A 25408-nucleotide genomic window follows, 5' to 3' on the forward strand; every position below is an offset into this window, starting at 1 on the left:
CTTCAACAGCGTCGCGCACCCCGATCCCGGCAGTCTTCACAGCCGGGTCGACCGGCGTATCGCACGGCGCCGGGCAGGACCGCATCACCACTGGGCGCGAGCCACAGCGGCGTGTTGTTCTGACGGCGGCACATGAGCGTTCTCCGGTCTGTTTCGGATGGTGTTCGTTCTTGGTGGGCATACCGTATGGGGCGGCCCGACATCGAGGCAACCTCATTTTCGATCCCGCCGTATACCGTTCCGGGCGCCCGGCGGCCCTGCCGCCCCTTCTTGACCAATTGCCTGATGGCCACCCTGTACGGCGGCACCTACGCTCGCCTTCGAACACTTTCGATCTTGACAGGCGACGTCCCGACCTCCGGTCGGCGGCCTGATCATCGGGGGAATCCCTTGCTTCCACGCAATCGCCGACGAGCGGTGTTCGCCACCGCACTCGTCACCAGCGCATACGCTGCGCTCGCCGGCTCCGGAGCGGCCCAGGCCGACTATCCGGGCGCCTCCGGTCTGCTGACCGGCGTCAGTTCGTACACCGTCGTCAGCGATCCGGTCATCCAGCCCTGGTTCTGCAAGCCGTCGGGCGAGTGCTTCCGGCCCGATCCCCAGAGCGTCTCCTGGTCGCCCGACGGCAGCCGGGCCGTGGTCACCCACTCGCTCGGCGGCCAGATCATGACCGTCCGCTACGACGACGAGAACGCCACCTGGATGGTCGCCGACACCCTCCGGCTGGATGGTGGCCTCGTCACCCAGCGCATCGATCCGACCTACGTCGGCAGCGGCGACAGGTTGATCTGGACCGAGTGGGACCCCAGCCCGACCGCCGTGCGCCGACTGATGATCAGTTCCGGCACGGGTGAGAGCAAACCCGTCCGGTTCTCCCCCAACGACGGCAACCACTACGAGGACGCCGACGGCGGAGCCTCCGGCAAGGTCGTCTTCGAGCGGGTGACCCCTGCGGGCGCCAGCAGCATCTGGCTCTGGGACGGCACCGACTTCTCGAAGATCACCGACGGCATGGATCCGTCCCTGTCGCCGGACGAGACGAAGGTCGCCTACATCTGCGGCGCCGAGGTGTGCACCGCGGACCTCGACGGCACCGACGTCCACCAGCTGACCACGGGCAGTCCCCAGTACGACCACGGCGACCACCCGACCTGGTCGCCCGACGGCACCACCATCGCCTACCGCTGGGCCAGCCCCAACTCCACGGACAACAACAAGGTCAGACTGCTGCCGGCGTCCGGCGGCGCCTGGACCGTGGCGGCGGGCGTCACCGGAAAGCCCGCCTGGCGACCGGTGCGCAAGGACAGCCTGGTCCGGCTCGCGGGTGTGGACCGGCTCCGCACGGCCGAGGCCGTGTCGCAGTCGTACTGGCGGACCGCGTCGAACGCCGCGGACAGGCGCCCGGCCGCGCGGTCCGTGGTGCTGTCCCGGTCGGACACCTTCGCCGACGCCCTGAGCGGCTCGGCGCTGGCGGCGGCCAAGCAGGGTCCGCTGCTGATGACCGCCACGACCGGTCTCAACGACAAGACCATCGCGGAGATCAAGCGGGTGCTCGGCGACGACACCACCGCCACGGTCTACCTGCTCGGCAGCACCGGCGCGCTGTCCGCGACGGTGGAGAACACGGTCAGGCAGCTCGGATACCAGGTCAAGCGCTTGGCGGGGGCGAACCGGTTCGCGACCTCGACCGCCATCGCGGACGAGATCGACCCGAACCCGGCGTACATCCTCGCCGCCACCGGCCTGAACTTCCCGGACGCCCTCTCCGCCGGTGCGGCGGCGGGCGGTCGCAACCGGCCCGGTTCCACCAAGCGCGCCGTCGTCGTGCTCACCAGCGACAGCACGCTGCCCGTCCAGACCAAGAACTACCTGGACGCGCACGGGTCGGCGCAGCTGTTCGCCATCGGCAGGCAGGCGGCGACCGCCGTCGCGCCGTACGAGAACCCCGCCGACGACAGCGACGGCTGGGAGATCTGGGGCGCCAGCCGCTACGAGACCGCCAGCGCCGTGGCCGACACGTTCGGCAACGGAACGCAGTTCGCGGGCCTGGCCACCGGCGTGAACTGGCCCGACGCCCTCGCGGGCGGGGCGCTGCTCGGGACCCTCGGCAGCCCGCTGCTGCTCACCCCGGGCACGGCGCTCCAGCTGGACCAGTTCGCGCGGGCCAAGCTGAGTGAGGAGAGCGCGTCGATCTCGACCGTCCTCGTGTTCGGCAGCGCCGGCGTCGTCAGCGACGCTATCGCCGGCCAGGCGGCCACCTGGATCAGCGGACCGGGCGGGTACGCCAACGGCACGGCGCCGTCGCTCGGTGCCGCCTCGGCGGTGGGACCGCTCGCCCCGCCCCGCCACGTTCCCCAGCCCTGATCGACCGACGAGAAGGCGCCGCACCCATCGGGTGCGGCGCCTTCTTCACAGCTCAGAAAAGACTCTAGGCTGCACCGCCGACTGGTTCACAGCCTTCGATACAGCCTAGTTGTTGCTGGTGGAGCCTAGGAGAATCGAACTCCTAACCCCCGCCTTGCAAAGGCGGTGCTCTGCCAATTGAGCTAAGGCCCCGGGGGACGGGTCAGAAGTCCCGTCGACTCTCAGCGGAGATCGGGGGCGGTCGTGGCCTCGTGCCACAGTTCCCGCTCGTCGCTGGCCGCCTTGAGCTTCTTGGCGACCAGTGCGATCGCGATGCCGACACCGGCGACGATCAGCAACTTCTTCCACATGGTGAGCACCTTACGCTCGGGAGTGGGGCTAGCTGGAATCGAACCAGCGACCTCAGAGTTATCAGCTCTGCGCTCTAACCGACTGAGCTATAGCCCCGTGCGCGACAACGAACCTTACCGCACTGTTCCGGCCTCTTCCAAACCGGTATCCCCTTCCGCGCGTCGCGCCTCCCCCCACCCCCACCCACCCCAACCCCAGCGGCCCGCCTCGCCAACCCTGGTGATCGCCGTTTGCGGTCACAACGTGCGCTCCAGCAGGCCAGATTGACCGGAACCGCCGATCATCACGCGGGCCGACCAGAGCGGAACCCTGGGCGGCGAAGGTGGCCGGAGACGGCAAAGATCGCGGGTTGCGGTCGTACCCGCGCCGAAGCGTGATACGACCGCGACCCGCGATCTGAGAGCTCGACCCACCCAGGCCAGGACGCCGGTGCCGGGCCACCGCGGCGGCGGCCCGGTAGCCGTCAGTCCCGCTCGGCCAGCGTGATCTCGATGCCGCCGACCAGGTCGGCGCAGACGTTGTAGATGAAGGCGGACAGGGTCGCCAGCGCGGTGAACAGCACCACGTTGATCGCGCCCAGAATGGCCGAGGTCCCGATCACGCCGCTGGCGCTGATGCGGAACGCACCGCCGCTGCCGTTGGACGTGAAGAGGTCGGCCAGGGTGCCGTTCAGCGAGTTGAACACACCCATGGCGTCCAGGGCCAGGTAGAGCACCGACGTCGCCACCACGATGACGACGAGCAGCACGAACGACACCGCGAAGGAGAACTTCATCACCGACCACGGGTCGATCCGCTTGATGCTCAGCCGGGCTCTGCGCGGCCCGCGCGAGGCGGACGCGCCGGCGCTGGAACGCGCGGCCCGCACCGCTTCGGTGACCCGAACGGCCCCGGCGCTGGCGCTGCTGACCACCGACCGCAGGGTCGACGAGCCGGCCGCGGCCCGGCCGGTCGCCGCACCCGGGCGCTCGGCACCGGTGGCGGGTTCGCCGTCCGGCACCGGCATGCCCGCCGGACGCGTGTACGTGGCAGCACCGCTGCTACCAGCCTGGTCCTGGGCCGGGGTCGGCTCGGACTGATCTGCGGGGACTGTCGCGCGGCCTACGGCCGCCCGGCCGGTCGCCGAAGCGGCCTCGCCGCCGTCCTTCTCGACCGGGTTCGCCGGAGCCCCCGCGGCACCCGACATCGCCTGTGTCTCCGTCATGCACTAGTCCTGTTCGTCCGGCTCATCGGCATTGCGGGCAATGGCGACGAGGGTTACGCCTTCTGGGAGGTCCATCAGCTTGACACCCATTGTGTTCCGATCGCGCGTCCGCCGCACGGGCTTCACCGGAGTTCGGATAACTCCGCCGTTGCTCGTGATAGCGAAGAGCTCGTCTTCCGGGCTGATAACGACCGCACCCACCAGTCCGCCACGGCGTTCGGTGATCTTTGCGGTCAGTACGCCCTTACCGCCCCGGCCCTGCACCGGGTACTCGTCGATCGGGGTGCGCTTGGCGTAGCCCCCGTTGGTGGCCACGAGGACATCCAACACGTCCATGCCGTCGCGTACCACCTCCATCGCGAGCAGTTCGTCGCCGTCGCCGAAGCGCATGCCGATGACGCCCGAGGTCGCCCGGCCCATCGGGCGCAGCGCCTCGTCGGTGGCGTTGAAGCGGATCGCCTGCGCCTGCTTGCTGACCAGGAGCAGATCGTCCTCCGCCGCGAGCAGGGCCGCGCCGACGAGCTCGTCGTCGTCGCGCAGGTTGATCGCGATGATGCCGCCGCTGCGGTTGGAGTCGAACTCCCCCAGCGCGGTCTTCTTGACCAGACCGTTCTTGGTGGCGAGCACGAGGTACGGCGCGACCTCGTAGTCGGCGATCTCGATCACCTGGGCGATCGACTCGTCCGGCTGGAAGGCGAGCAGGTTGGCCACGTGCTGGCCCTTGGCCACCCGGGAGGCCTCGGGGAACTCGTACGCCTTGGCGCGGTAGACGCGGCCCTTGTTCGTGAAGAACAGGATCCAGTCGTGCGTCGAGCAGACGAAGAAGTGGCTGACGATGTCGTCCTGCCGCAGCGTCGCCCCGGACACGCCCTTGCCGCCGCGCTTCTGCGAGCGATAGAGGTCAACCTTTGTCCGTTTGGCGTACCCGGTTCGGGTGATGGTGACGACGACGTCCTCGCGGGCGATGAGGTCCTCCATGGAGACCTCGCCGTCGAACGGGATGATCTTCGTCCGCCGCTCGTCGCCCCACTTGGCGACGATGTCGCCCAGCTCCTCGGAGATGATCCGGCGCTGGCGGTCCGGCCTGGCCAGGATGTCCTTGAGGTCGGCGATGTCGATCTCGATCCGGGCGAGCTCGTCGATGATCTTCTGACGCTCCAGTGCGGCCAGTCGGCGCAGCTGCATGTCGAGGATCGCGGTCGCCTGGATCTCGTCGACGTCGAGCAGCTGCATCAGGCCGGTCTTGGACTCCTCCGCGCTCGGCGCGCGGCGGATGAGGGCGATGACCTCGTCCAGCATGTCCAGCGCCTTGACCAGACCGCGCAGGATGTGGGCCCGCTCCTCGGCCTTGCGCAGGCGGTAAGCCGTCCGGCGCTGGATGACCTCGATCTGGTGCGTGACGTAGTGCAGCAGGAACTGGGCCAGGTTCAGCGTGCGCGGCACGCCGTCGACCAGGGCCAGCATGTTGGCGCCGAAGGTCTCCTGCAGCTGGGTGTGCTTGTAGAGGTTGTTCAGCACCACCTTGGCGACGGCGTCGCGCTTGAGCACGAGCACCAGCCGCATGCCGGTACGGCCCGAGGACTCGTCGCGGATGTCGGCGATGCCGGCGAGCTTGCCCTCCTTGACCAGGTCGGCGACGCGCTCGGCGAGGTTGTCCGGGTTGACCTGGTAGGGCAGCTCGGTGACGACCAGGCAGGCGCGGCCCTTCTTGTCCTCCTCGACCTCGACCACGGCCCGCATGCGGATCGAGCCGCGGCCGGTGCGGTAGGCCTCCTCGATCGCCGCGGTGCCCACGATCAGACCCCGGGTCGGGAAGTCCGGGCCCTTGACGATCCGGATGGCCTCGTCCAGGACGGTGGCCTCGTCGGCCTCCGGGTTCTCCAGGCACCACTGCACGGCCTGGGCGATCTCGCGCAGGTTGTGCGGCGGGATCTTGGTGGCCATACCGACGGCGATGCCCTCAGAACCGTTGACCAGCAGGTTCGGGAAGCGCGACGGCAGGATCGTCGGCTCCTGGTTGCGGCCGTCGTAGTTCGGGATGAACTCGACCGTGTCCTCGTCGATGTCGCGCAGCAGCTCCATCGCCAGCGGGAACAGGCGGCACTCGGTGTATCGCATGGCGGCCGCGGGGTCGTTGCCCGGCGAGCCGAAGTTGCCGTTGCCGTCGATCAGCGGGTAGCGCAGCGACCAGGGCTGGGCCATACGCACCAGCGAGTCGTAGATCGCGGTGTCGCCGTGCGGGTGGTAGTTGCCCATCACCTCGCCGACGACGCGGGCGCACTTGAAGTAGCCGCGGTCGGGGCGGAAGCCGCCGTCGTACATCGCGTAGAGGATCTTGCGGTGCACCGGCTTGAGGCCGTCGCGCACGTCCGGCAGGGCGCGGCCGACGATGACGCTCATCGCGTAGTCGAGGTACGACCGCTGCATCTCCACCTCGAGCCCGACGGGCTCGATACGGCCGTGCACGCCGAAGTCCTCTTCCGGCCGGAGGTCGGGAGTCTCGCTCACTGTCTAGAACTCTTTCCCACGTCTATAGCTGAGAAGCTGTGGATAACACTGTGGATCAGTGGCCGTTCTGTGGATAAACATGCTGTTTACCCACAGAACGGCAGTTCGCCTATCAGATGTCCAGACTGTGCTTTTCGTTCCTGGACTTAAATGTCCAGGAACCGGACATCCTTCGCGTTGCGCTGAATGAACGAACGGCGCGCTTCCACGTCCTCACCCATCAGCACGCTGAAGAGCTCGTCGGCGGTTGCCGCGTCGTCCAAGGTGACCTGGCGCAGGGTCCGGGTACCCGGGTTCATCGTGGTCTCCCACAGCTCCGGGTAGTTCATCTCGCCGAGACCCTTGAACCGCTGGATGTCGTCCGGCTTGGCGTTGGGCTTGGTCTCCTGACGCAGGCGGATCAGGCCGTCGCGCTCGCGGTCGGAGTACGCGTACTGCGCGTCGTCGCCCTTCTTGTTCCACTTGATCTTGAACAGCGGCGGCGAGGCGAGGTAGACGTGGCCCAGCTCGACCAGCGGACGCATGAACCGGAACAGCAGCGTGAGCAGCAGCGTCTGGATGTGCTGGCCGTCGACGTCCGCGTCGGCCATCAGCACGATCTTGTGGTACCGCAGCTTCTCGATGTCGAACTCGTCGTGGATGCCCGTGCCCAGCGCGGTGATCAGCGCCTGGACCTCGTTGTTCTTGAGGACCTTGTCGATCCGGGCCTTCTCGACGTTCAGGATCTTGCCGCGGATCGGCAGGATGGCCTGCACCCGCGGGTCGCGGCCCTGCTTGGCCGAGCCGCCGGCCGAGTCGCCCTCGACGATGAACAGCTCGCACATCTTCGGGTCGGTCGACTGGCAGTCGGCCAGCTTGCCCGGCATCGAGCCCGACTCCAGCAGCGACTTGCGCCGGGCCAGCTTGCGCGCCTGGGCGGCGGCGATGCGGGCACGGGCCGCCTGCGAGGCCTTGCCGATGATCATCTTGGCCTCGGCCGGGTTGCGCTCCAGCCAGTCCGCCAGCCACTCGTTGCAGATCTTCTGCACGAAGCTCTTGACCTCGGTGTTGCCGAGCTTGGTCTTCGTCTGGCCCTCGAACTGGGGGTTGCGCAGCTTCACCGAGACGATGGCGGCCAGACCCTCGCGGATGTCCTCGCCCGAGAGCTTCTCGTCGCTCTTGAGGATCTTCTTGTCCGCGCCGTACTTGTTGACGATGGTCGTCAGCGCCGCACGGAAGCCTTCCTCGTGCGTGCCGCCCTCGTGCGTGTTGATGGTGTTCGCGAACGTGTAGACGCTCTCACCGTACGACTCGTTCCACTGCATCGCGACCTCGAGCGCCATGCCGTCGCTCTCGGCCTCGAACTCGACCACCGACTTGTGGATGGGGCTCTTGGTGTTGTTGAGGTGCCGCACGAAGTCGGAGATGCCGCCCTTGTAGCAGAAGGTCACCTCACGGATCTCGACCTCCTCGTCACCGGCGCCGGCCAGCGCGCGCTCGTCGCGCAGCGCGATGGTCAGGCCGCGGTTGAGGAAGGCCATCTCCTGCACCCGGCGGTAGATGGTCTCGAAGTTGAACTCGACCGTCTCGAAGATCGTCGGGTCCGGGTAGAACGTGACGCTGGTGCCGGTCTTGGTGGTGGCCGCGCCCTGCACGAGCGGCTCGGGCTTGGTGTTGTTGTACCGCTGGGTCCAGACGTACCCGTCCTTGTTGATCTCCAGGTCGATCCGGGTGGACAGCGCGTTCACCACCGAGATGCCGACACCGTGGAGACCGCCGGAGACCGCGTACGCCTCGCCGTCGAACTTGCCGCCGGCGTGCAGGACCGTCAGCACGACCTCGACGGTCGGCCGCTTCTCCTTGGGGTGCATGTCGACCGGGATGCCGCGGCCGTTGTCCACCACGCGCACGCCGCCGTCAGCCGTCAGCGTGATGAGGATGGTGTCGCAGGCTCCCGCCAGCGCCTCGTCGACGGCGTTGTCGACCACCTCCCAGATCAGGTGGTGCAAGCCGCGCTCACCGGTCGAGCCGATGTACATGCCCGGGCGCTTGCGTACCGCCTCCAGGCCCTCCAGAACGGTGATCGACGATGCGTTGTAGTCGCTGTTCTGCTTCTGCGCTGCCACTCTCAATCCCTCCTCCGCCGCCATCAGACGGCGGGGACAACGTTCCGGCCTGCACGCCCCGCATTGACGGGCCGGGGTCGTCAGACCTGGTCATGAGCGTCAGGGGGCGTGCGTCGCACACCTGCCGGCCAGCGGCGGACGCGACGACCCACCCGGTGTCGCGCACGACGATCCACCCAGTGTTCCTACTCTGGCAGCGATCCTACTTGGTGGAGCCGACAATCGCCGCACGGAGGCACCCCAGTACGCCGTTTCGCGCCCCTCACGGCCACGTAGCCGCCCGAACGGCTCCGGTCGCAACTCCCCCCACGGCTGAGTGGGCATGCCCCCCGCCTCGACGGTCGGAGCGCCGATCCGCGACACCTGAGCGCCGTTCGGGCGAGAAGCACCGGTTCAGAGGGTCGCGCCGGGACCCCCGGATGCCGTAAGTTGCGCTCGCCCCCTGTGTTCGCCATGACCGGCAGAGCCGGGCGGGAAACCCCTACGCGCGAGAGGCTGAGATGGGGCTGGACAACGTCGCCGTGCAGTGGCCGCGCACCGGTCGGTTCTACGACCCGGTCGCACCCGCGGAATTCGTCGACTTCGCCGAGCTGGCCGAGCAGCCGACCACGGCCGCGCCCACCGCGGCGCTGGCGGGGCACATAGCCCGCACCGGCACGGTCCGCGCCACCGCGTACACCGAGGTGATCGACCTGCTGCTGGGCCTGAAGGGTGTGCTCTACGCCACAGAGGCGGCGGAGGAGGACGAGGACCCGGTCATCGATCCGGACGGCTGCGCCTGGATCGCCGGCGGCCTGGAGAAGTTCGTCGCCGGGCACACCCCGCACGGTGAGGCGGTGACCTTCGACAGCGTCGCCGCGGTGCTGCGGGCCGCCCTGGCCGACTCGCGCCTGCCCGAGCAGCAGCTTCGCTGGCTCGAACAGCGGCTCGACACCCTGCGCGAGGAGACCGACGGCGACCCGCAGTGGAGCTTCCCGCTGTCGGAGTTCGCGGTGCTGGCCCAGTTCTACCGCCGCTGCGCCGACCGCGGCTTCGCCGTCTACGCCGAGTCCTGATCCTCCTGCCGCTGTGCCGCCGGTCCACGCCGGCGGCGCAGCAGCAGCCAGGCCGTCAGCGCCACGATCAGGACACCGGCCCCGGTCGCCGTCAGCACGCCGTACGGCACGTCCGAGGCGAGCGGCACCTCCGGCGCCGGACCGAGCAGCTGGTTGCCCGCGCACAGATCCGTGTGCCCGTCCTGGCTGAAGACGAGGTACCGGTTCCCCTCGACGAAGTCGAAGCCGCAGCTGGGCCCCTCGACCGAGGTCCGGATCTCCACCTCGTCACCGGCTGTGCCCTTGGTCACCGACTCCACCTTGAGCCGGGCGACGAGTTCACCCGAGCCGTCGTTGAGCAACGGCCGGTCGACGTCCACGACGACACCCATGAAGGCCAGATCGGCCCACTCCAGCGACCGGGTCGCGTTCGGCTCCGCGCAGCTGCACGCGCACGCGGTGCTGGTCGGCCCCAGCACCAGGACCGTGGCCGTCGTCAGAAGGACGGCCAGACTCCCCCATAGTTTCCGCATGGCCTTCTGACCCCCGGCCCGGCTGCCGGGTTCCCGCTCAGCCGTAGGTGTCGCCCGGACCCGAGCCGCGGACGCGTTTGCGCCCGTGCGACCAGGACGGCGCGGCCGGGCCGTGGATGTGCAGCTTGGTGACGACGTTGTGCCCGACGACCCCGGCGACCCGGCCCAGGATCGTGCGCGCCAGCAGGCGCAGCTGGGTGGCCCAGGCCGTGGACTCGGCCTCGACGGTCAGCTCGCCGTTCTCCAGCTTCACCGGCCGGCTGTGCGCGGCGATGTCCGGGCCGACGACCTTCTCCCACTCGCCGAACACCGTCGCCTCGGCGGTCGGCCGCTGCCAGCCCCGCTGCTTCATCAGCCTGGCCAGCACGTCGCCCAGCTTGGCCGGGTCGCGCGGATCGGGTCCGGGGCCCGAGTAGCCGCGCGGGCGGTAGCGGCGGTTGGTGTCCGGCTGCGCGGTGGCCGCCTCGGCCCGCGCGGCGCGCTTCTTGAGCGCCGCGTCGAGCGCGGCCCGGGCCAGCTGCGGGCCCGCGGCCTCCGGCTTGTTCGGGGGTACGGACTCAGACACGCTCCACCTCCCCCAGCTCCACCCGGAATCGTGCCCCACGCAGCGTCGCGGGCACATCAGCCTCCACGGCACAGGTGACGATCACCTGGGCGGCGTCGCCGATCAGCGTGGCCAGCCGCTCCCGGCGGCCCGAGTCCAGCTCGGCGAAGACGTCGTCGAGCACCAGCACGGGCTCGATCCCGTCGGCGCGCAGCAGGCTGTACCCGGCCAGCCGCATCGCCAGCGCGTACGACCAGGACTCGCCGTGGCTGGCGTAGCCCTTCACCGGCAGGTCGCCCAGGCGCAGCACCAGGTCGTCGCGATGCGGCCCGGCCAGCGTGGTCCCCCGGGCGACCTCGTCCGAGCGCACCTCGGCCAGCGCCGCCAGCAGCGCCTCCGGGGTCGGCTCGGCCACGGACCCGCGGTACTCCGCCGCCGCCTTGCCCGTCCCCGCGCTCACCTGCTGGTAGGCGTCCTCCAGATACGGCGCGAGCTGCTCGACCAGGGCGAGCCGGGCCCGCAGCAGCTGGGCGCCGTGCTCGGCCAGGTGGGTGTCCCACACCTCCAGGGTGCTCAGGTCGCCGCCCTGCCGGGTCACCTTGCGCGTCAGGTACGCCGTGCGCAGCAGGGCGTTGCGCTGCTTGAGCACCCGCTCGTAGTCGGCCCGTACCGCGGCGAACCGGGGCTGCCGGGCCACCAGCAGGTCGTCGAGGTAGCGGCGGCGCTGCTCCGGGTCGCCCCGGACCAGGGAGAGATCCTCGGGGGCGAACAGCACCAGGCGCAGCGCGCCCAGGATGTCGCGCGGGCGGCGGGCCGGGGAGCGTCCCAGCCGGGCCCGGTTGGCCCGGCCGGGGATGATCTCCAGCTCGGCCAGCAGCTCGCGGCGGTCGTGCACGATCGCGCACCGGATCACACCGGTGCTCGCGCCGACCCGGACCAGCGGCGCGTCGGTGGAGACGCGGTGGCTGGACAGGGTCGCGATGTAGCCCAGCGCCTCGACGAGGTTGGTCTTGCCGACGCCGTTGGGGCCGATCAGCACGTTCGGTCCGGGCTCGAGGTCGACGCCCACCCGCGCGTACGAGCGGACGTCGACGAGTTCGAGCCTGCGGACGTACACGCCAGACTCAGCCGGCGGGCGTGGTGTCGGCGGCGTGCACGGCGTGCCCGCCGAACTGGTTGCGCAGCGCGGCGATCGCCTTCATCGCGGGCGAGTCGTCCTGGCGGGACTCGAACCGGGTGAACAGCGCCGCCGAGATCACGTGCAGCGGCACGGCGAGGCGGATCGCCTCCTCGACGGTCCAGCGGCCCTCGCCGGTGTCGTCGGCATAGCCCTTGATCTTGTCCAGGTGCGGGTCGGCCTCCAGCGCCGCGTCCATGAGGTCGAGCAGCCACGACTTGACCACGGTGCCCTCACGCCACGACTTGAACACGCCGGGCACGTTGGTGACGAGCTCGGACGCCTCCAGCAGCTCGTAGCCCTCGGCGTAGGCGTGCATCAGGCCGTACTCGATGCCGTTGTGCACCATCTTGGCGTAGTGGCCGGCGCCGACCGGGCCGGCGTGCACGAAGCCGAACTCGCCCGCGGGCTTGAGCGCCTCGAAGACCGGCATCAGCCGGGCGACGTGCTCCTCGGAGCCGCCGGCCATCAGGCCGTAGCCGTACTCCTTGCCCCAGACGCCGCCGGAGACGCCGACGTCGACGTACCCGATGTTCTTCGGCGCCAGGCGCTCGGCGCGCGGGCCGTCGGAGCTGAATCGCGAGTTGCCGCCGTCGATGATGATGTCGCCGGGGCTGAGCAGCCCCGCCAGCTCGTCGATCACCGGCTCGGTGACCGCGACGGGCACCATCACCCACACCGCGCGCGGCGCCTGAAGCTTCGCGACGAGGTCGGCGAGGCTCTCGGCGTCCGAGATCTGCGGGTTGTGGTCGTACCCGACGACGTCGTGACCGGCCTCGGTGAGGCGGTCACGCATGTTGCCGCCCATCCGGCCCAGTCCGACAAGTCCGAGCTGCATGTCTTCCCCCTTGGTGCGGTTGGTGCTGGTGCCTTGTGCTTCCCGCTGTGTCAGCGGCCAACCCGGATCGGCATGATCAGGTAACGGAAACCGGAAATGACCGCACCGTCGTCGCCGGCGGGGGTGATCACAGCGGGCTTGAACGGGTCGTTGAACGAGAACACCGCCGTCGGCGCGCCGAGCGCCGCCAGGCCCTCGATGAGGTACTGCGGGTTGAACGCGATCGTCATCGCCTCGCCGGTGAACGTGGCGTCCATCGCCTCGCTCGCCCGGGCCTCCTCGGTGCCGCCGGCCTCGACCACGAGACCATCCTCACTGAAGCTCAGGCGGACCGGAGTCGCTTTCTCCGCTACGAGCGACACGCGCTTGACGACCTCGACCAGCGAGGAGACGGCGACCCGGGCCTCGGAGGCGTAGCTGGGCGCGAACAGCGACCGCACCGGCGGGTACGACTGCCCGTCGAGCAGGCGGCTGGTGGTGCGCCGCGAGCCGCCGACCTTGGCGCTGCCCACGAAGCCGATCATGCCCTCACCGGCGCCGCCGCCGGCGAGCGCGATGGTCACGTCCCCGCCGGTCGGGCCGAGGGTCTTGGCCGTGTCGGCCAGGGTGCGCGCGGGCACCAAGGCGTTGACGTTGATGCTGTCGTCGTCCGGGGTCCAGGTGATCTCCCGGATGGCCAGCCGGTACCGGTCGGTGGCGAGCAGGGCCAGGGAGTCCCCGGTCAGCTCCAGCCGCACGCCGGTCATCATCGGCAGGGTCTCGTCGCGCCCGGCGGCGATGGCCACCTGGGCGACGGCGGAGGCGAACACCGCGGCGTCGACCCGGCCCGCGCTGGCGGGCAGCTCCGGCAGGGTCGGGTAGTCCTCGACCGGCATCGTCGGCAGGGTGAACCGCGCGCTGCCGCAGACCAGCTCCAGGTGCGCACCGACGGCGGCGATCTCGACCGGCTTGGCGGGCAGCGCCTTGGTGATCTCGGCGAGCAGGCGGCCGGAGACCAGGGTCGCACCGTCGGCGTCCGCCTGGACCTCGACGTCGACCTGGTTGGAGACCTCGTAGTCGAACCCGGAGACGTGCAGGCGGCCGTCGGCCACGCGCAGCATCACTCCGGCGAGCACCGGCACCGACGGGCGGCTGGGCAGGCTCTTGGCCGTCCACGCCACGGCGTCGGCGAGCGCATCACGCTCCACTCGGAACTTCATCTTCAGCCTCCATGGTCACGTTGATGCTGCCTTGCTGACCGGTAAAACCTTAGGTCCCTACGGGCGATCTCTTCTCGCCGACCCCTGTGCACATCGAGGCCGTACGGCATCCACACCTGCCCGCTCCCCGATGATTGTTTGTTTTCTCTCTTAGAGATAACTGACGTCTTCATCATCGGTGCTGTGGAAACTGTGGATTACCCCTGTATTCGCAGGTCAGAGCACCTGAGGGGGTGTGGAGGAGCGGTGGACAGCCGGTGGAAAACCGGCCGGTTTCTCCACAGGCGGCGACTCGTCCACCGGTTGTCCACCGGCGTCCACAGGTTATCCACCGTCAATCCCCAGGGTTTCTCCCCAAACTGTGGACACCGGGCCGACCCGTCCTCCACAGCGATATCCACCGATCATGGCCCGCTGTCCACGGATCATGGGCGTGCGTCCACACGGCGTCCACACCCTTTCCACAGCAAGATTTTTGGGTCGAGTTTCGTCCACATGCGTCCACAGGCCGTCCACAACAAATCCACCGGGTTATCCACGGGGTTTTCCACCGTCGCTGTGGACAACGAAGCAGTGGTTCGACACGTTTCGATGCCGCAGCGATCATCCCCAGGCTGTGTACAACCGGTGGGGAAACATCGTCGCCGAGGGGTGTGACACGGGGCCGCCCACAAGCCGGCGCCCCGCTCAGGCGGGTGCCTGAACGGGGCGCGGTGGAGAAGGAGGTGTCGTCAGTTCTGCTTGATGCGGTTGGTCAGCTCCGCGATCTGGTTGTACAGCGAGCGGCGCTCCGCCATCTGCTGCCGGATCTTGCGGTCGGCGTGCATGACCGTGGTGTGGTCGCGGCCGCCGAACGCCTGCCCGATCCGGGGCAGCGACAGGTCGGTCAGCTCGCGGCACAGGTACATGGCCACCTGACGGGCGTTGACCAGGACACGCGAGCGCGAGTGCCCGCGCAGGTCCTCCAGGCTCACACCGAAGTACTCCGACGTCGACAGCATGATCTGGTCGGCGGTGATCTCCGGTGCCGCGTCGTCGGGGATGAAGTCGCGCAGCACCTCCTCGGCGATGGACAGCTTCACCTGCTCCCGGCTGAGGTTGGCGTACGCGGTGACCCGGATCAGCGCGCCCTCGAGCTCGCGGATCGAGTTCGACACCCGCGACGCGATGAACTCCAGCACGTCGGCCGGGGCGTGCAGCCGCTCCTGCGCCGCCTTCTTCTGCAGGATCGCGATGCGCGTCTCCAGGTCCGGCGGCTGGATGTCGGCCAGCAGACCCCACTCGAAGCGCGTGCGCAGCCGGTCCTCCAGCGTCGACAGCGCCTTGGGCGAGCGGTCGGAGGTGATCACGATCTGCTTGTTGGCGTTGTGCAGGGTGTTGAAGGTGTGGAAGAACTCCTCCTGCGTCCGGTCCCGCTTCTCCAGGAACTGGATGTCGTCGATCAGGAGGATGTCGACGTCCCGGTAGCGCCGCTGGAAGGCGCTGGCCTTGTCGTCGCGGATCGAGTTGATGAAGTCGTTGGTGAACTCCTCGGTCGACACGTACCGGACGCTGCGGGCGTGGCCGAGCTCCTGGGCGTAGTGGCCGATGGCGTGCAGAAGGTGGGTCTTGCCCAGCCCGGACCCGCCGTAGATGAACAGCGGGTTGTAGGCCTTGGCCGGCGACTCGGCCACGGCCACCGAGGCGGCGTGGGCGAAGCGGTTCGAGGCGCCGATGACGAAGGTCTCGAACCGGTACTTCGGGTTGAGCTTGTTGCCGCCCGACTCCCACTGCGAGCCCGGCGTCGCGCCGGGGCGCCGCTCGTCGCGCATGGCGCCGAGGCCGCTGGAGCGCGGGTCGACCGGGCCGGTGCCGCGGCCGGGACCGGAGTCCGGCGGGCCGTCGCGGTCGGGCACGCGCATCGGCGCGGTGCGCACGGGCGCCGGGTCGGGATGGCGCGGCATCGGTACGCCGAACAGCGCGTCCTCGCCGTCTGCGGGCGGCGCGACGACCTGGTGCTCGACCGGTGCGGCCGGGAACGGCGCGGGCGGAGTGAACGGAGTGACCGCTGGGGCCGACGGGTACTCGGGTGCCGAGGCCGCCGGGGGGCGGCCACCGGACTCGTCGGGCGGCCGGATCTTCACGGCGACCTGGACCGGGCGGCCCATGATGCGCGACAGCGTGTCGGTGATCGCGGTGCGCAGCTTGTTCTCGATGACCTCGCGGATGAAGGCGTCCGGGACGCTCAGCAGGACGAGGTCGTCCACCACGGCGAGGGCCTGGGTCAGGCGCAGGTACGCCCGGTGCTGCGCCGAGACGATCTCGTCAGCGAGCTCGTCGGTGGCGGCCAGCCACACGGCGTTGAGGTCGCTCACCTGTCAGCCTCGTTCATGCGCTCGACCCTTCGGTTGCGGTGTGCGTCTGGTCCAGTCCGGGGCGCCGGTGCCGTCGGCACCGCCATACCGCTTCGAGCAATGACGAGGTCGTCACGGTCCGTGGTTTTCCCCTGGGTTATCCCCCGAATCCACGGGGTTCTCCACAGGTTATCCACAGGCTGTGTGTCGATCGGTATCCGGGATCCGGCCACGTCAGGCGTCCGCGCGTACCGCTACGGCACATGGCGGACGGCCCATCGTGCCGAACGAGCCACCATATTGCCCGGTATTGCGGAGCCTGCCACATTTAACGGCTGGTCTCCCCGGTCGGGCACCTCGGCACGCTAACAGGGTTATCCACAGGCGTCCACTCGTTGTCCACAGCTTCACTCTCGGTGAGTGTTGATAACGACACCCTGAGTTGCGATGAAGGGCGCGCCGTTGACACGATGAGTGAGCTGCGAAGAGTTCTTGGTGGACATAGACGGTGCGTGTACCCTGGAGCGGTTGCTCCATCACCCTCTGCTAGGGTGTCGGTTGCGGCGTCTGCCCCCGGCCAGAGCAGCATCGAGAAGTCTTCCCGATGCCCAAGCGGCCGGGTGCTCAACCCGCGAATAGCTAGTACTTCCCCGCGCCGAAACGTGCGGGGCGATCCCCAGGAGACCTGACGTGAGCAAGCGCACGTACCAGCCGAACAACCGTCGGCGCGCGAAGACCCACGGCTTCCGGCTGCGTATGCGGACCCGTGCCGGCCGCGCGGTGCTGTCCTCGCGCCGGGCCAAGGGCCGCGCCCAGCTGGCGGTCTAGAGCCCTCCGGGCCTGACGCCATGCTGCCAGCGGCGCACCGGTTGAGGCGGAGCAGTGACTTCGCCACCGCCGTGCGCGCGGGCCGCCGGGCAGGCCGTGGCGCCGTCGTGGTGCACCTGATGGTGCCCGCCGGTGCCGAAGCACAGAACACGGCGTGGTCGGAGCGGGAAACCGCTCCCGACCACGCCGTTGTCGTGCCCGGGGAGGCCGTCGGGGCACCGGCGCTGGCCGGCTTCGTCGTCTCCAAGGCTGTGGGTAAGGCCGTGACCCGCAATACGGTCAAGCGACGGCTGCGGCACCTGGTCGCCGAGCGGCTGGACCGGCTGCCCGCCGGGTCGCTGCTGGTGGTGCGCGCGCTGCCCCAGGCGGCGGCCGCGCCGTACGCCCAACTCGGTCGCGACCTCGACGCCGCACTCGCCGCGGTCGCCCGCGGCCGTGCGGACAAGGGTCCGCGGCCCGCTGCGACGGGAAACAGGCCATGAGCCCCACCGAGGTCCCGCGACCTACGACACTGCCCGGTCGCGTGCTGGCACTCCCCATCATCGCGTACCGTCGTTGGGTGAGTCCGGGCCTGCCGGCCCGCTGTCGGTTCTACCCGTCCTGCAGCGCATACGCGCTGGAGGCGATAGCACGCCACGGCGCGCTGCGGGGGTTCTGGCTGGGGGTCCGGCGGATCGGCCGCTGCCATCCCTTTCACCCGGGCGGATACGACCCAGTGCCACCCGCACGCGAAACCCGCCGCAGTACTGATGTGACTGGAGCAACACCCTCATGATGGGACTGATCTACTCGGTCATCTCCTGGCTCTTGTTGGCCTGGCACAGCGTGTGGGACAAGGTCCTGCCGGGAGTGAACTTCCTCAACACCAACTGGGACTGGATCCTCGCGATCATCTTCCTGGTGCTGACGGTCCGCGCCGTCCTGTTCCCGCTGTTCGTCAAGCAGATCCGCTCGCAGCGGGCCATGCAGGCGCTCCAGCCGCAGCTCAAGGCGCTGCAGGAGAAGCACAAGGGTGACAAGGAGACGCTCCAGCGCGAGATGATGGAGCTGTACCGGCGCGAGAAGGCCAACCCGCTGATGGGCTGCCTCCCGCTGGTGCTGCAGATGCCGGTCTTCATCGGCGTCTTCCACATCCTCAAGCGCCTGGGCACCGGCACCAGCGACAAGTCGCTGTACGGCTGGACTGTGGCTCAGTTCGACAGCGGCGCTGCGGCGAAGCTCTTCGGCGTCTCCATCGGCGCCACCTTCCGCCAGGGCGGCACGGCCGCGATCCTCTGCGGCATCCTGGGCGTGGTCATGATCGCGACCACCTACATGACCAGCCGCCAGATGATCCTCAAGACCGGCTGGTCCGAGGACCCGACGCAGCGGACCATGCAGAAGCTGATGCTGTACGGCATCCCGGCGACTCTGATCATCTCCGCCGTCGCGTTCCCCCTCGGTCTGATCATCTACTGGACCACGACCAACCTGTTCTCGCTCGGCCAGCAGATGTGGGTGCTGAAGAAGTACCCGCCGCCGAAGATGGGCGGCAAGGCGGAGCCGAAGGCGCCGGTGGACCCCGAGGTGGCCAAGGCGCTCGCGCCGAAGGTCGGCGCCAAGCCGACCAACAACCCGAAGCGCAAGTCGGTGAAGAAGAACGTCGGCTGAGGCCGGCCCGCCACCCCCACGCAGACCTGCCCGTGACCGGCGCGCCTCGGCGCGCCGGGCGCGGGATTTGATGGATCGAATACCACGGAGAAGAACGTGACGGACCAGACTGAGCTGGACGACGTGGCAGTCGAGCGCCTTGGAACTGCCGAGGACGGCGTGGCGGAGGAGATCGACGACGTCGCCGACGCCGTCGCCGAGAGCGACGACGAAGAAGACGACGAGGACGAAGACGGCGACGAGGACGAAGACGGCGACGAGGACGAAGACGGCGACGAGGACGAAGACGGCGACGACGAGGACGAGGACGGCGAGGAGACGGCGGCCGCGCCCAAGCGCAAGGCAGCCACTGACGCCGACCTCTTCCGGCAGAGCGAGATCGCCGCGGACTACATCGAGGGTCTGCTCGACATCCTGGACGCCGACGGCGACATCGACGAGCTGGTCTCGGCCGGCCGCCCGGTCGTCGAGGTGGTCGGCAGCAAGCTGCAGTCGCTGGTCGGCCCGCGCGGGGCGACGCTGGAGGCGCTGCAGGAGCTGACCCGCCTGGCCATCTTCAAGCAGACCGGCGAGCCGAGCCGCCTGCTGCTCGACGTCGGCGGCTACCGCGACCAGCGGCGCAAGGAGCTCGGCGCGCTGGCCAAAAACGCGGTGGAGAAGGTCAAGCAGCACGGCGAGGCCGTGAAGCTGGAGCCGATGTCGGCCTTCGAGCGCAAGTGCGTGCACGACGTGGTGAACGCGTCGGCGGGCGTGCAGAGCGAGTCGGAGGGCGTGGAGCCCAACCGCCGGATCGTGGTCCGTCCCGCGTGAGTTCCGACGACTTCACGGAGCCGGTCATCCCCGCTGGGGTGGCCGGCTCCTCTCTCTCCCCCGAGCTGCTGCCCGCCGCCGAAGCCCTGTTCGGGCCGCGGCTGCCGCTGGCGTCCCGCTACGTCGAGCTGCTGGCCACCGACGGGGTGGTCCGCGGTCTCATCGGACCGCGTGAGGCCCCCCGGCTGTGGGACCGCCACCTGCTGAACTGTGCCGCGGTGGCGGAACTCATTTCTCCGTCCGCCACGGTCGTCGACGTGGGTTCCGGCGCCGGGTTGCCGGGTATCGTGCTCGCAGTGGCTAGACCGGATATTTCCGTCATTCTGGTCGAGACACTGGCACGTCGGACATCTTTCCTGGAAGAGGCTGTCTCCGAGCTCGGCCTGGCCGAGCAGGTCACCGTCGTACGCGGGCGGGCCGAGGAGCAGGTAGGCCTGATCAGCGCGGACGTGGTCACCGCCCGCGCCGTCGCGCCACTGGACCGCCTGGCCGGATGGTGCCTGCCGCTCGCCGCGATCGGCGGCCGGCTGCTGGCGCTCAAGGGTGCCTCGGCCGCCGAGGAGATCGCGGAGCACGGTGCGGCCGTGGCCGGGCTCGGCGGCGGGACACCGGTCATCCACCAGTGCGGGGTGGGCGTGATCGACCCGGCGACGACCGTCGTGGAGATCGTCCGGGAACGAGAGGTCGTGCCGAAGGCAGCCAGGCCGTCCAAGCGGACGAGCCGCGGAGGGCGCCGGCGCTAGCTCGACGCCGCCGGACACCTCCACTCACGGGAGGGGTGCAGGGTGGCGAAGCAGCGAGCGGGCAGATCGGGTATGCCGGTACGGGTACCGCTGCCCTCACCGCTCTCCGTCGCCCTGTCCCATCCCCTTCCCGGGGTGCTCACCCGCTCCCTCCCCTACGCCCTGCGTCGGGCCGTCGCCGCGCACGGCGTGGGCTGCACGTCGTGGACGCCTGGTTTCTTCGTCTATGTCCGCCCGCTCGGCGCTTCGCTGCCCGCCCGAGTGGACGACCGCGGTAGCGTCCGCCGCCCGACCGCCGTAGGCTGGCCGCGCGTCGATAATGTGGATCCGACTGTCGCAGGTGCGGATGCACCGCCGGCAGAGACGCCAGCGCGCGCCGGACCGGCCGGCGCAGCCATCCGATCCGATGCGGGCAGGGATGACACGGTGCAGGAATACGGCATGAGCCTCCCCCGGGGCTCCTACGGCGTTGTTTCACGTGAAACATCAACCCCGGCGCAACGCGGCGCCACCGACCGGGTGGTCGGTGCGCGGCCGACCGCCGCGAACGTCTACATGTCGAGCACGGCGACCCCGGGCCCGACTTCCGGCGGTTCGGTCGGACCTGACGCGACAGGCTTCCGGGCCACGGCATCCGTGCCACCGCCCGGCGGCGTACCCCCGGCGGAGTTCTCCTCCGCCCCGCATGGCGCGACCGGCTACGTGCCGGCGCCCGCGCCCCCGGCGACCAAGCCGGCACCATCCCCGCGCCCTCAGCCCAGTTCCACGCATGTCGCGGCTGAGGATCAGAACGGCACCGCGTACGGTGCTTCTGACGTGAACGCGACACCTGGCGAATCGGAGGACCCACCGTTGGCAATGGAAGCGATGCGCGCCGTGCAGATCCTGAACCCGAGCGGCGAGGTGACAATGCCTCGGCCGACCCGGCAGCGCGTCATGTGCGTCGCGAACCAGAAGGGTGGCGTCGGCAAGACCACCACCACCGTGAACCTCGCGGTGGCGCTGGCACTGCACGGCAACCGAGTGCTCGTCGTCGACCTCGACCCGCAGGGCAACGCCTCGACCGGACTCAACGTCCCGCACCACGCGGGCGTGCCCGACGTATACGACTGTCTGATCGACCAGGTTCCGATGGAGGAGGTGGCGCAGGCGGTCGAGGGCATCCCGAACCTGTACTGCGTACCCGCGACCATCGACCTCGCCGGCGCGGAGATCGAGCTCGTCTCGGTCGTCGCCCGCGAGTCCCGGCTGGGTCGGGCGATCCAGTCGTTCCCGATGGAGTTCGACTACGTCTTCATCGACTGCCCGCCCTCGCTCGGCCTGCTCACGGTCAACGCGCTGTGCGCCGCGCAGGAGGTGCTGATCCCGATCCAGTGCGAGTACTACGCGCTGGAGGGTCTGAACCAGCTCCTGAACAACATCAACCTGGTGAAGGCCCACCTCAACCCGGCGCTGGACGTCTCCACCATCCTGCTGACCATGTACGACCGCCGCACCCGGCTGGCCGACGCCGTCGAGCAGGACGTCCGCAACCACTTCGGTGAGAAGGTGCTCACCTCGGTGATCCCCCGCAACGTGCGGGTTTCCGAGGCGCCCAGCTACGGGCAGTCGGTCATGACTTATGATCCCGGTTCGCGCGGAGCGACCAGTTACTTCGAGGCCGCGCAGGAGATCGCCGAGCGCGGCGCGAAGATCGGAGTCGTGGCATGACCGAGTGGACCGACATGGAAGGCGAGGTGCGGGCATGACCTCCCCCGGCCGAGCCAAGGGAGGGCTGGGACGCGGTCTCGGCGCCCTCATCCCCACCACCCCGGCGGCTGCGCCGACCCCGGTCGTGGCCCCCCCTGCCGCCCCGGTCTCCGCTCCCCCGGCCGCGGCGCCCGCACAGGCTGCTCCGGTCGAGGTGGCGCCGGCTCCGGTAGTGGCGGCTCCGATCGTGCCGGCTCAGCCGGTCGGCCTGGAGCTCGCACCGGTTCCCGGTGCCCGCTTCGCCGAGATCCCGGTCGGCTCGATCGTGCCGAACCCGAAGCAGCCCCGGCAGATCTTCGACGACGAGATGCTCGACGAGCTGAAGATCTCCATCCAGGAGGTCGGCTTCCTGCAGCCGATCGTGGTGCGCGAGATCGGGTCCGACAAGTACGAGCTCGTGATGGGCGAGCGTCGCTGGCGGGCGGCGCAGGCGGTCGGCAAGGACATGATCCCGGCGATCATCCGGGACACCCGCGACGACGCGATGCTGCGCGACGCGCTGCTGGAGAACATCCACCGGGCGCAGCTGAACCCGCTGGAAGAGGCTGCGGCGTACCAGCAGCTGCTGGAGGAGTTCGGCGCCACCCACGACGAGCTCGCCAGGAAGATCGGCCGTAGCCGCCCGCAGATCTCCAACACGATCCGACTGCTGAACCTGCCGCCGCAGGTGCAGAAGCGGGTGGCCGCGGGCGTGCTGTCGGCCGGGCACGCCCGAGCGCTGCTCAGCCTCGACCAGGCGGAGGCCCAGGAGGAACTGGCCGGCCGGATCGTGCGCGAAGGCCTCTCGGTGCGCGCCACCGAGGAGCTGGTCACGCTCGCGAACCTGGAGGACGACAGCAAGCAGCCTGCGGCCAAGCGGCGGGCCAAGCCGCACGCCCCGGCGCTGACGGACCTGGCCGACCGCCTGTCGGACCGCTTCGACACCCGGGTGAAGGTCGACATCGGCCGCAGCAAGGGCAAGATCACCATAGAGTTCGCGACGGTAGACGACCTCGAACGCATAGTCGGCATCATCGGCGTCGAGAAGTAATCGATTAAGTCAACAAAGCGGGCTGCCCTTCGCGGGGCAGCCCGCTTTGCTTTTACCCGGTGCTGCCGGCGGTGGACCGGACACGGTGACCGGCCACCGTGTCATCGCAGGCTGAGCCGGACCAGCGAACCGAGCGCGCCTCCGCCAGCTCCGGATACCGCAGGTGTGCCGTCCGCCTACGGCCGAACTGGGCGATGCTGTCGGCTCGAGGGCGACCAGGGGGCCGCCTACGGCGGCACCGACGCCCACCGCTGCGGTTCTGACCCGGTGACCGGTTGCACCAACCTCGGGCGATCCCTGGCTCACCGTTTGGCCCCGGGTGAGGGCCATGCCGTGAGACCCATTGGCAGAAGCACCATCCGCGGTGAGGAAGCAGGCCCTGCCAGCCGTTCGACCGAGGAGTCAGACCGCGTTCAGAGCCCGACGGATCTTGGTGGGTCAGGCCCGGCTCATGAGCCGCATCGGCCAGTACGGCGGACTAGCCGGGCTTCGCCAGGTGGCCCAGGCTGACGGCGGGCAACTCGTCAGCGCTGGCGGTATCTGGTCTGGCCATGCTGCTGGGCCGGGTCGGCTTCGAGTCGGTCAGCCAGCCGTACGGGACAATTCCATGATCCAGTTCGTCTGCCAGTTGCGCCCCTCGTCGAACGAGAACGCCTGCTGCCATCGGGCAGTATCCGGGCCGCCGGTCGTCCACTCTCACCGCGTGCCCGCCGAGCACGTCGTCGCATTCGAAGACCCCTCGGCCCTCGTGCCAGGTGCCTCGACCGGTGGGTCGAGGTGACCGGGTCGGCGGCTGGACGCCCACCAGATCCGCCACTTCTGCACCTCGGGATCAAACTGCCGGAGGGTGAACCCCTCGAACGGTTCCTCGTCGGGTGGTGCGTCGGTCCAGATCCGGTCAATGTGGCCGAGCCCGCCGAGGATCGGTTCGGCATGCGCCGTCACCTCGAACTCGATCCACTCGGTGCAGGCGGGGTCGGCGACATTGCGGGAGCTTGCGATTGTGTACCCGCCACCGTCCGAAGATGAAGTCGAAGTCGTTGCGTCCGTCGTTCATGGCGATCTCCTGAACAGTGAGGTCGGGCTGCGTCGCCGTGATCCTCCTGGAGGCCACCGACAAATCAGGGCCGCGTTGGGGCGTGGGCGAGCGGGTCGCTGCCAGACGGGCGCGTTCGGCGCCGCCTGAGGGGGGCGAATTGTGCTGGCGGCACCGACAGGTTTGTGGCGCCTGTGACCTGAAGGGGTCGGATGGGAGTAGTGCCCGACAGGCGGTGGGTAGGTGTGGTCGTCCAGACCAGGGCGGCGCGGCTGTCCGGTCTAGGCGCCGACCAGTTGGCGTGGTCCGTGCTCCGGCCGAACTGACGGAGGTGGGGTCCACTCGAATCCGTCGGCGACGTTGGTGGGGATTGCCGGCGGCCGGTGGAGCCGAGTGGTTGCTGGATGCCGGTGCCCATCCGCGCTGGACGGGCGAACACATGGCGTCCGAGGGCTTGTGCCTCCGGGGAGTTGGTCGAACACTCCGGTGCCGGGGTGCCGGGGTGCCGGGGTGCCGGGGTGCCGGGGTGCCGGGGTGCCGGGGTGCCGGGGTGCCGGGGTGCCGGGGTGCCGGGGTGCCGGGGTGCCGGGGTGCCGGGGTGCCGGGGTGCCGGGGTGCCGGGGTGCCGGGGTGCCGGGGTGCCGGGGTGCCGGGGTGCCGGGGTGCCGGGGTGCCGGGGTGCCGGGGTGCCGGGGTGCCGGGGTGCCGGGGTGCCGGGGTGCCGGGGTGCCGGGGTGCCGGGGTGCCGGGGTGCCGGGGTGCCGGGGTGCCGGGATCCATGTTTCACGTGAAACATGGATGCGGGTTTCGGGCTTTCCCTCCCCCGCTACTCGGCTCTGCCGAGGTGCCTCTGGCAAAGATGGCCAGGTTCCCGATTTGCAAGCAGGGATGCCAGCTGACAACACTGCCCGGTGCCCGGTGCCCGGTGCCCGGTGCCCGGTGCCCGGTGCCCGGTGCCCGGTGCCCGGTGCCCGGTGCCCGGTGCCCGGTGCCCGGTGCCCGGTGCCCGGTGCCCGGTGCCCGGTGCCCGGTGCCCGGTGCCCGGTGCCCGGTGCCCGGTGCCCGGTGCCCGGTGCCCGGTGCCCGGTGCCCGGTGCCCGGTGCCCGGTGCCCGGTGCCCGGTGCCCGGTGCCCGGTGCCCGGTGCCCGGTGCCCGGTGCCCGGTGCCCGGTGCCCGGTGCCCGGTGCCCGGTGCCCGGTGCCCGGTGCCCGGTGCCCGGTGCCCGGTGCCCGGTGCCCGGTGCCCGGTGCCCGGTGCCCGGTGCCCGGTGCCCGGTGCCCGGTGCCCGGTGCCCGGTGCCCGGTGCCCGGTGCCCGGTGCCCGGTGCCCGGTGCCCGGTGCCCGGTGCCCGGTGCCCGGTGCCCGGTGCCC

At 69.9% G+C, this 25408-nt stretch carries 20 protein-coding genes and 2 tRNA genes; 10 read left to right on the forward strand and 12 right to left on the reverse strand.

Going from position 1 to position 25408, the window contains the following annotated elements; genetic code table 11:
- Nucleotides 1-417 precede the first annotated feature (417 nt).
- A complete protein-coding gene (locus tag Cs7R123_RS19810; protein ID WP_212828505.1) occupies nucleotides 418-2364 on the forward strand; it encodes a cell wall-binding repeat-containing protein in 1947 nt (648 codons plus the stop codon).
- Nucleotides 2365-2480: 116 nt separating this feature from the next.
- Here Cs7R123_RS19810 and Cs7R123_RS19815 read toward each other — a convergent pair.
- From Cs7R123_RS19815 to gyrB, 6 genes are all read right to left on the reverse strand, one after another.
- A tRNA-Ala gene (locus tag Cs7R123_RS19815) sits at nucleotides 2481-2556 on the reverse strand.
- A gap of 29 nt (nucleotides 2557-2585) precedes the next feature.
- The gene (locus Cs7R123_RS19820; protein WP_212828507.1) at nucleotides 2586-2714 is read right to left on the reverse strand and encodes a DLW-39 family protein; all 129 of its coding nucleotides are present in this window, start codon (nucleotides 2712-2714) and stop codon (nucleotides 2586-2588) included.
- 23 nt (nucleotides 2715-2737) lie between these two features.
- Nucleotides 2738-2811, reverse strand: a tRNA-Ile gene (locus tag Cs7R123_RS19825).
- 367 nt (nucleotides 2812-3178) lie between these two features.
- Complete coding sequence (locus tag Cs7R123_RS19830) at nucleotides 3179-3919, reverse strand: DUF3566 domain-containing protein (protein WP_212828509.1); 741 nt, start codon at nucleotides 3917-3919, stop codon at nucleotides 3179-3181.
- Nucleotides 3920-3922: 3 nt separating this feature from the next.
- Nucleotides 3923-6427, reverse strand: a complete 2505-nt coding sequence (gyrA, locus tag Cs7R123_RS19835) for a DNA gyrase subunit A (protein ID WP_280517308.1) — start codon at nucleotides 6425-6427, stop codon at nucleotides 3923-3925.
- A 146-nt stretch (nucleotides 6428-6573) separates the two neighbouring features.
- On the reverse strand, nucleotides 6574-8556 hold the full coding sequence (gyrB, locus tag Cs7R123_RS19840) for a DNA topoisomerase (ATP-hydrolyzing) subunit B (RefSeq protein WP_212828511.1): 1983 nt from the start codon (nucleotides 8554-8556) through the stop codon (nucleotides 6574-6576).
- A 476-nt stretch (nucleotides 8557-9032) separates the two neighbouring features.
- Here gyrB and Cs7R123_RS19845 point away from each other — a divergent pair, with 476 nt between their 5' ends.
- Nucleotides 9033-9587, forward strand: a complete 555-nt coding sequence (locus tag Cs7R123_RS19845; protein WP_212828513.1) for a hypothetical protein — start codon at nucleotides 9033-9035, stop codon at nucleotides 9585-9587.
- On the opposite strand, the gene Cs7R123_RS19850 is transcribed toward Cs7R123_RS19845, so the two are convergent.
- From Cs7R123_RS19850 to dnaA, 6 genes are all read right to left on the reverse strand, one after another.
- Complete coding sequence (locus Cs7R123_RS19850; protein ID WP_212828515.1) at nucleotides 9572-10099, reverse strand: hypothetical protein; 528 nt, start codon at nucleotides 10097-10099, stop codon at nucleotides 9572-9574. The two genes, Cs7R123_RS19845 and Cs7R123_RS19850, sit on opposite strands and share 16 nt — an antisense overlap.
- A gap of 37 nt (nucleotides 10100-10136) precedes the next feature.
- Nucleotides 10137-10664 carry a DUF721 domain-containing protein gene (locus Cs7R123_RS19855; protein ID WP_244871924.1) on the reverse strand — a complete coding sequence of 176 codons (528 nt, stop codon included), beginning with the start codon at nucleotides 10662-10664 and terminating at the stop codon, nucleotides 10137-10139.
- Nucleotides 10657-11760, reverse strand: coding sequence for a DNA replication/repair protein RecF (gene recF / locus Cs7R123_RS19860; protein ID WP_212828520.1), 1104 nt, complete (start codon nucleotides 11758-11760; stop codon nucleotides 10657-10659). Before recF ends, Cs7R123_RS19855 begins: the two co-directional genes overlap by 8 nt.
- A 7-nt stretch (nucleotides 11761-11767) precedes the next feature.
- Nucleotides 11768-12658, reverse strand: a complete 891-nt coding sequence (gene gnd, locus Cs7R123_RS19865) for a phosphogluconate dehydrogenase (NAD(+)-dependent, decarboxylating) (RefSeq protein ID WP_212828522.1) — start codon at nucleotides 12656-12658, stop codon at nucleotides 11768-11770.
- Nucleotides 12659-12708: 50 nt separating this feature from the next.
- A complete protein-coding gene (gene dnaN, locus Cs7R123_RS19870) occupies nucleotides 12709-13857 on the reverse strand; it encodes a DNA polymerase III subunit beta (protein ID WP_212828524.1) in 1149 nt (382 codons plus the stop codon).
- A gap of 731 nt (nucleotides 13858-14588) precedes the next feature.
- Nucleotides 14589-16211, reverse strand: coding sequence for a chromosomal replication initiator protein DnaA (gene dnaA, locus Cs7R123_RS19875; RefSeq protein WP_212828525.1), 1623 nt, complete (start codon nucleotides 16209-16211; stop codon nucleotides 14589-14591).
- Between the two features lie 669 nt (nucleotides 16212-16880).
- Between dnaA and rpmH the strand changes: the two genes are divergently transcribed.
- The 8 genes from rpmH to Cs7R123_RS19915 all read left to right on the forward strand — a co-directional run bounded on the left by rpmH (nucleotide 16881) and on the right by Cs7R123_RS19915 (nucleotide 23000).
- On the forward strand, nucleotides 16881-17018 hold the full coding sequence (gene rpmH / locus Cs7R123_RS19880) for a 50S ribosomal protein L34 (RefSeq protein ID WP_212828526.1): 138 nt from the start codon (nucleotides 16881-16883) through the stop codon (nucleotides 17016-17018).
- A 20-nt stretch (nucleotides 17019-17038) separates the two neighbouring features.
- A complete protein-coding gene (gene rnpA / locus Cs7R123_RS19885) occupies nucleotides 17039-17500 on the forward strand; it encodes a ribonuclease P protein component (protein WP_212828527.1) in 462 nt (153 codons plus the stop codon).
- On the forward strand, nucleotides 17497-17793 hold the full coding sequence (gene yidD, locus Cs7R123_RS19890) for a membrane protein insertion efficiency factor YidD (protein WP_212828528.1): 297 nt from the start codon (nucleotides 17497-17499) through the stop codon (nucleotides 17791-17793). The genes rnpA and yidD overlap by 4 nt, the downstream gene beginning before the upstream one ends.
- Nucleotides 17790-18668, forward strand: a complete 879-nt coding sequence (gene yidC / locus Cs7R123_RS19895) for a membrane protein insertase YidC (protein ID WP_244871925.1) — start codon at nucleotides 17790-17792, stop codon at nucleotides 18666-18668. The genes yidD and yidC overlap by 4 nt, the downstream gene beginning before the upstream one ends.
- Nucleotides 18669-18764: 96 nt before the next feature.
- Nucleotides 18765-19478: a R3H domain-containing nucleic acid-binding protein gene (locus Cs7R123_RS19900; protein WP_244871926.1), complete on the forward strand. Its 714-nt coding sequence runs from the start codon at nucleotides 18765-18767 to the stop codon at nucleotides 19476-19478.
- Between the two features lie 38 nt (nucleotides 19479-19516).
- Nucleotides 19517-20221, forward strand: coding sequence for a 16S rRNA (guanine(527)-N(7))-methyltransferase RsmG (gene rsmG / locus Cs7R123_RS19905; protein WP_244872032.1), 705 nt, complete (start codon nucleotides 19517-19519; stop codon nucleotides 20219-20221).
- A gap of 702 nt (nucleotides 20222-20923) precedes the next feature.
- A complete protein-coding gene (locus tag Cs7R123_RS40755; protein ID WP_374707005.1) occupies nucleotides 20924-21931 on the forward strand; it encodes a ParA family protein in 1008 nt (335 codons plus the stop codon).
- A gap of 34 nt (nucleotides 21932-21965) precedes the next feature.
- Nucleotides 21966-23000, forward strand: a complete 1035-nt coding sequence (locus tag Cs7R123_RS19915) for a ParB/RepB/Spo0J family partition protein (RefSeq protein WP_212828529.1) — start codon at nucleotides 21966-21968, stop codon at nucleotides 22998-23000.
- The last annotated feature ends 2408 nt before the right edge of the window (nucleotides 23001-25408 follow it).

The organism is Catellatospora sp. TT07R-123, assembly GCF_018327705.1.
Taxonomy (GTDB): Bacteria; Actinomycetota; Actinomycetes; order Mycobacteriales; family Micromonosporaceae; genus Catellatospora.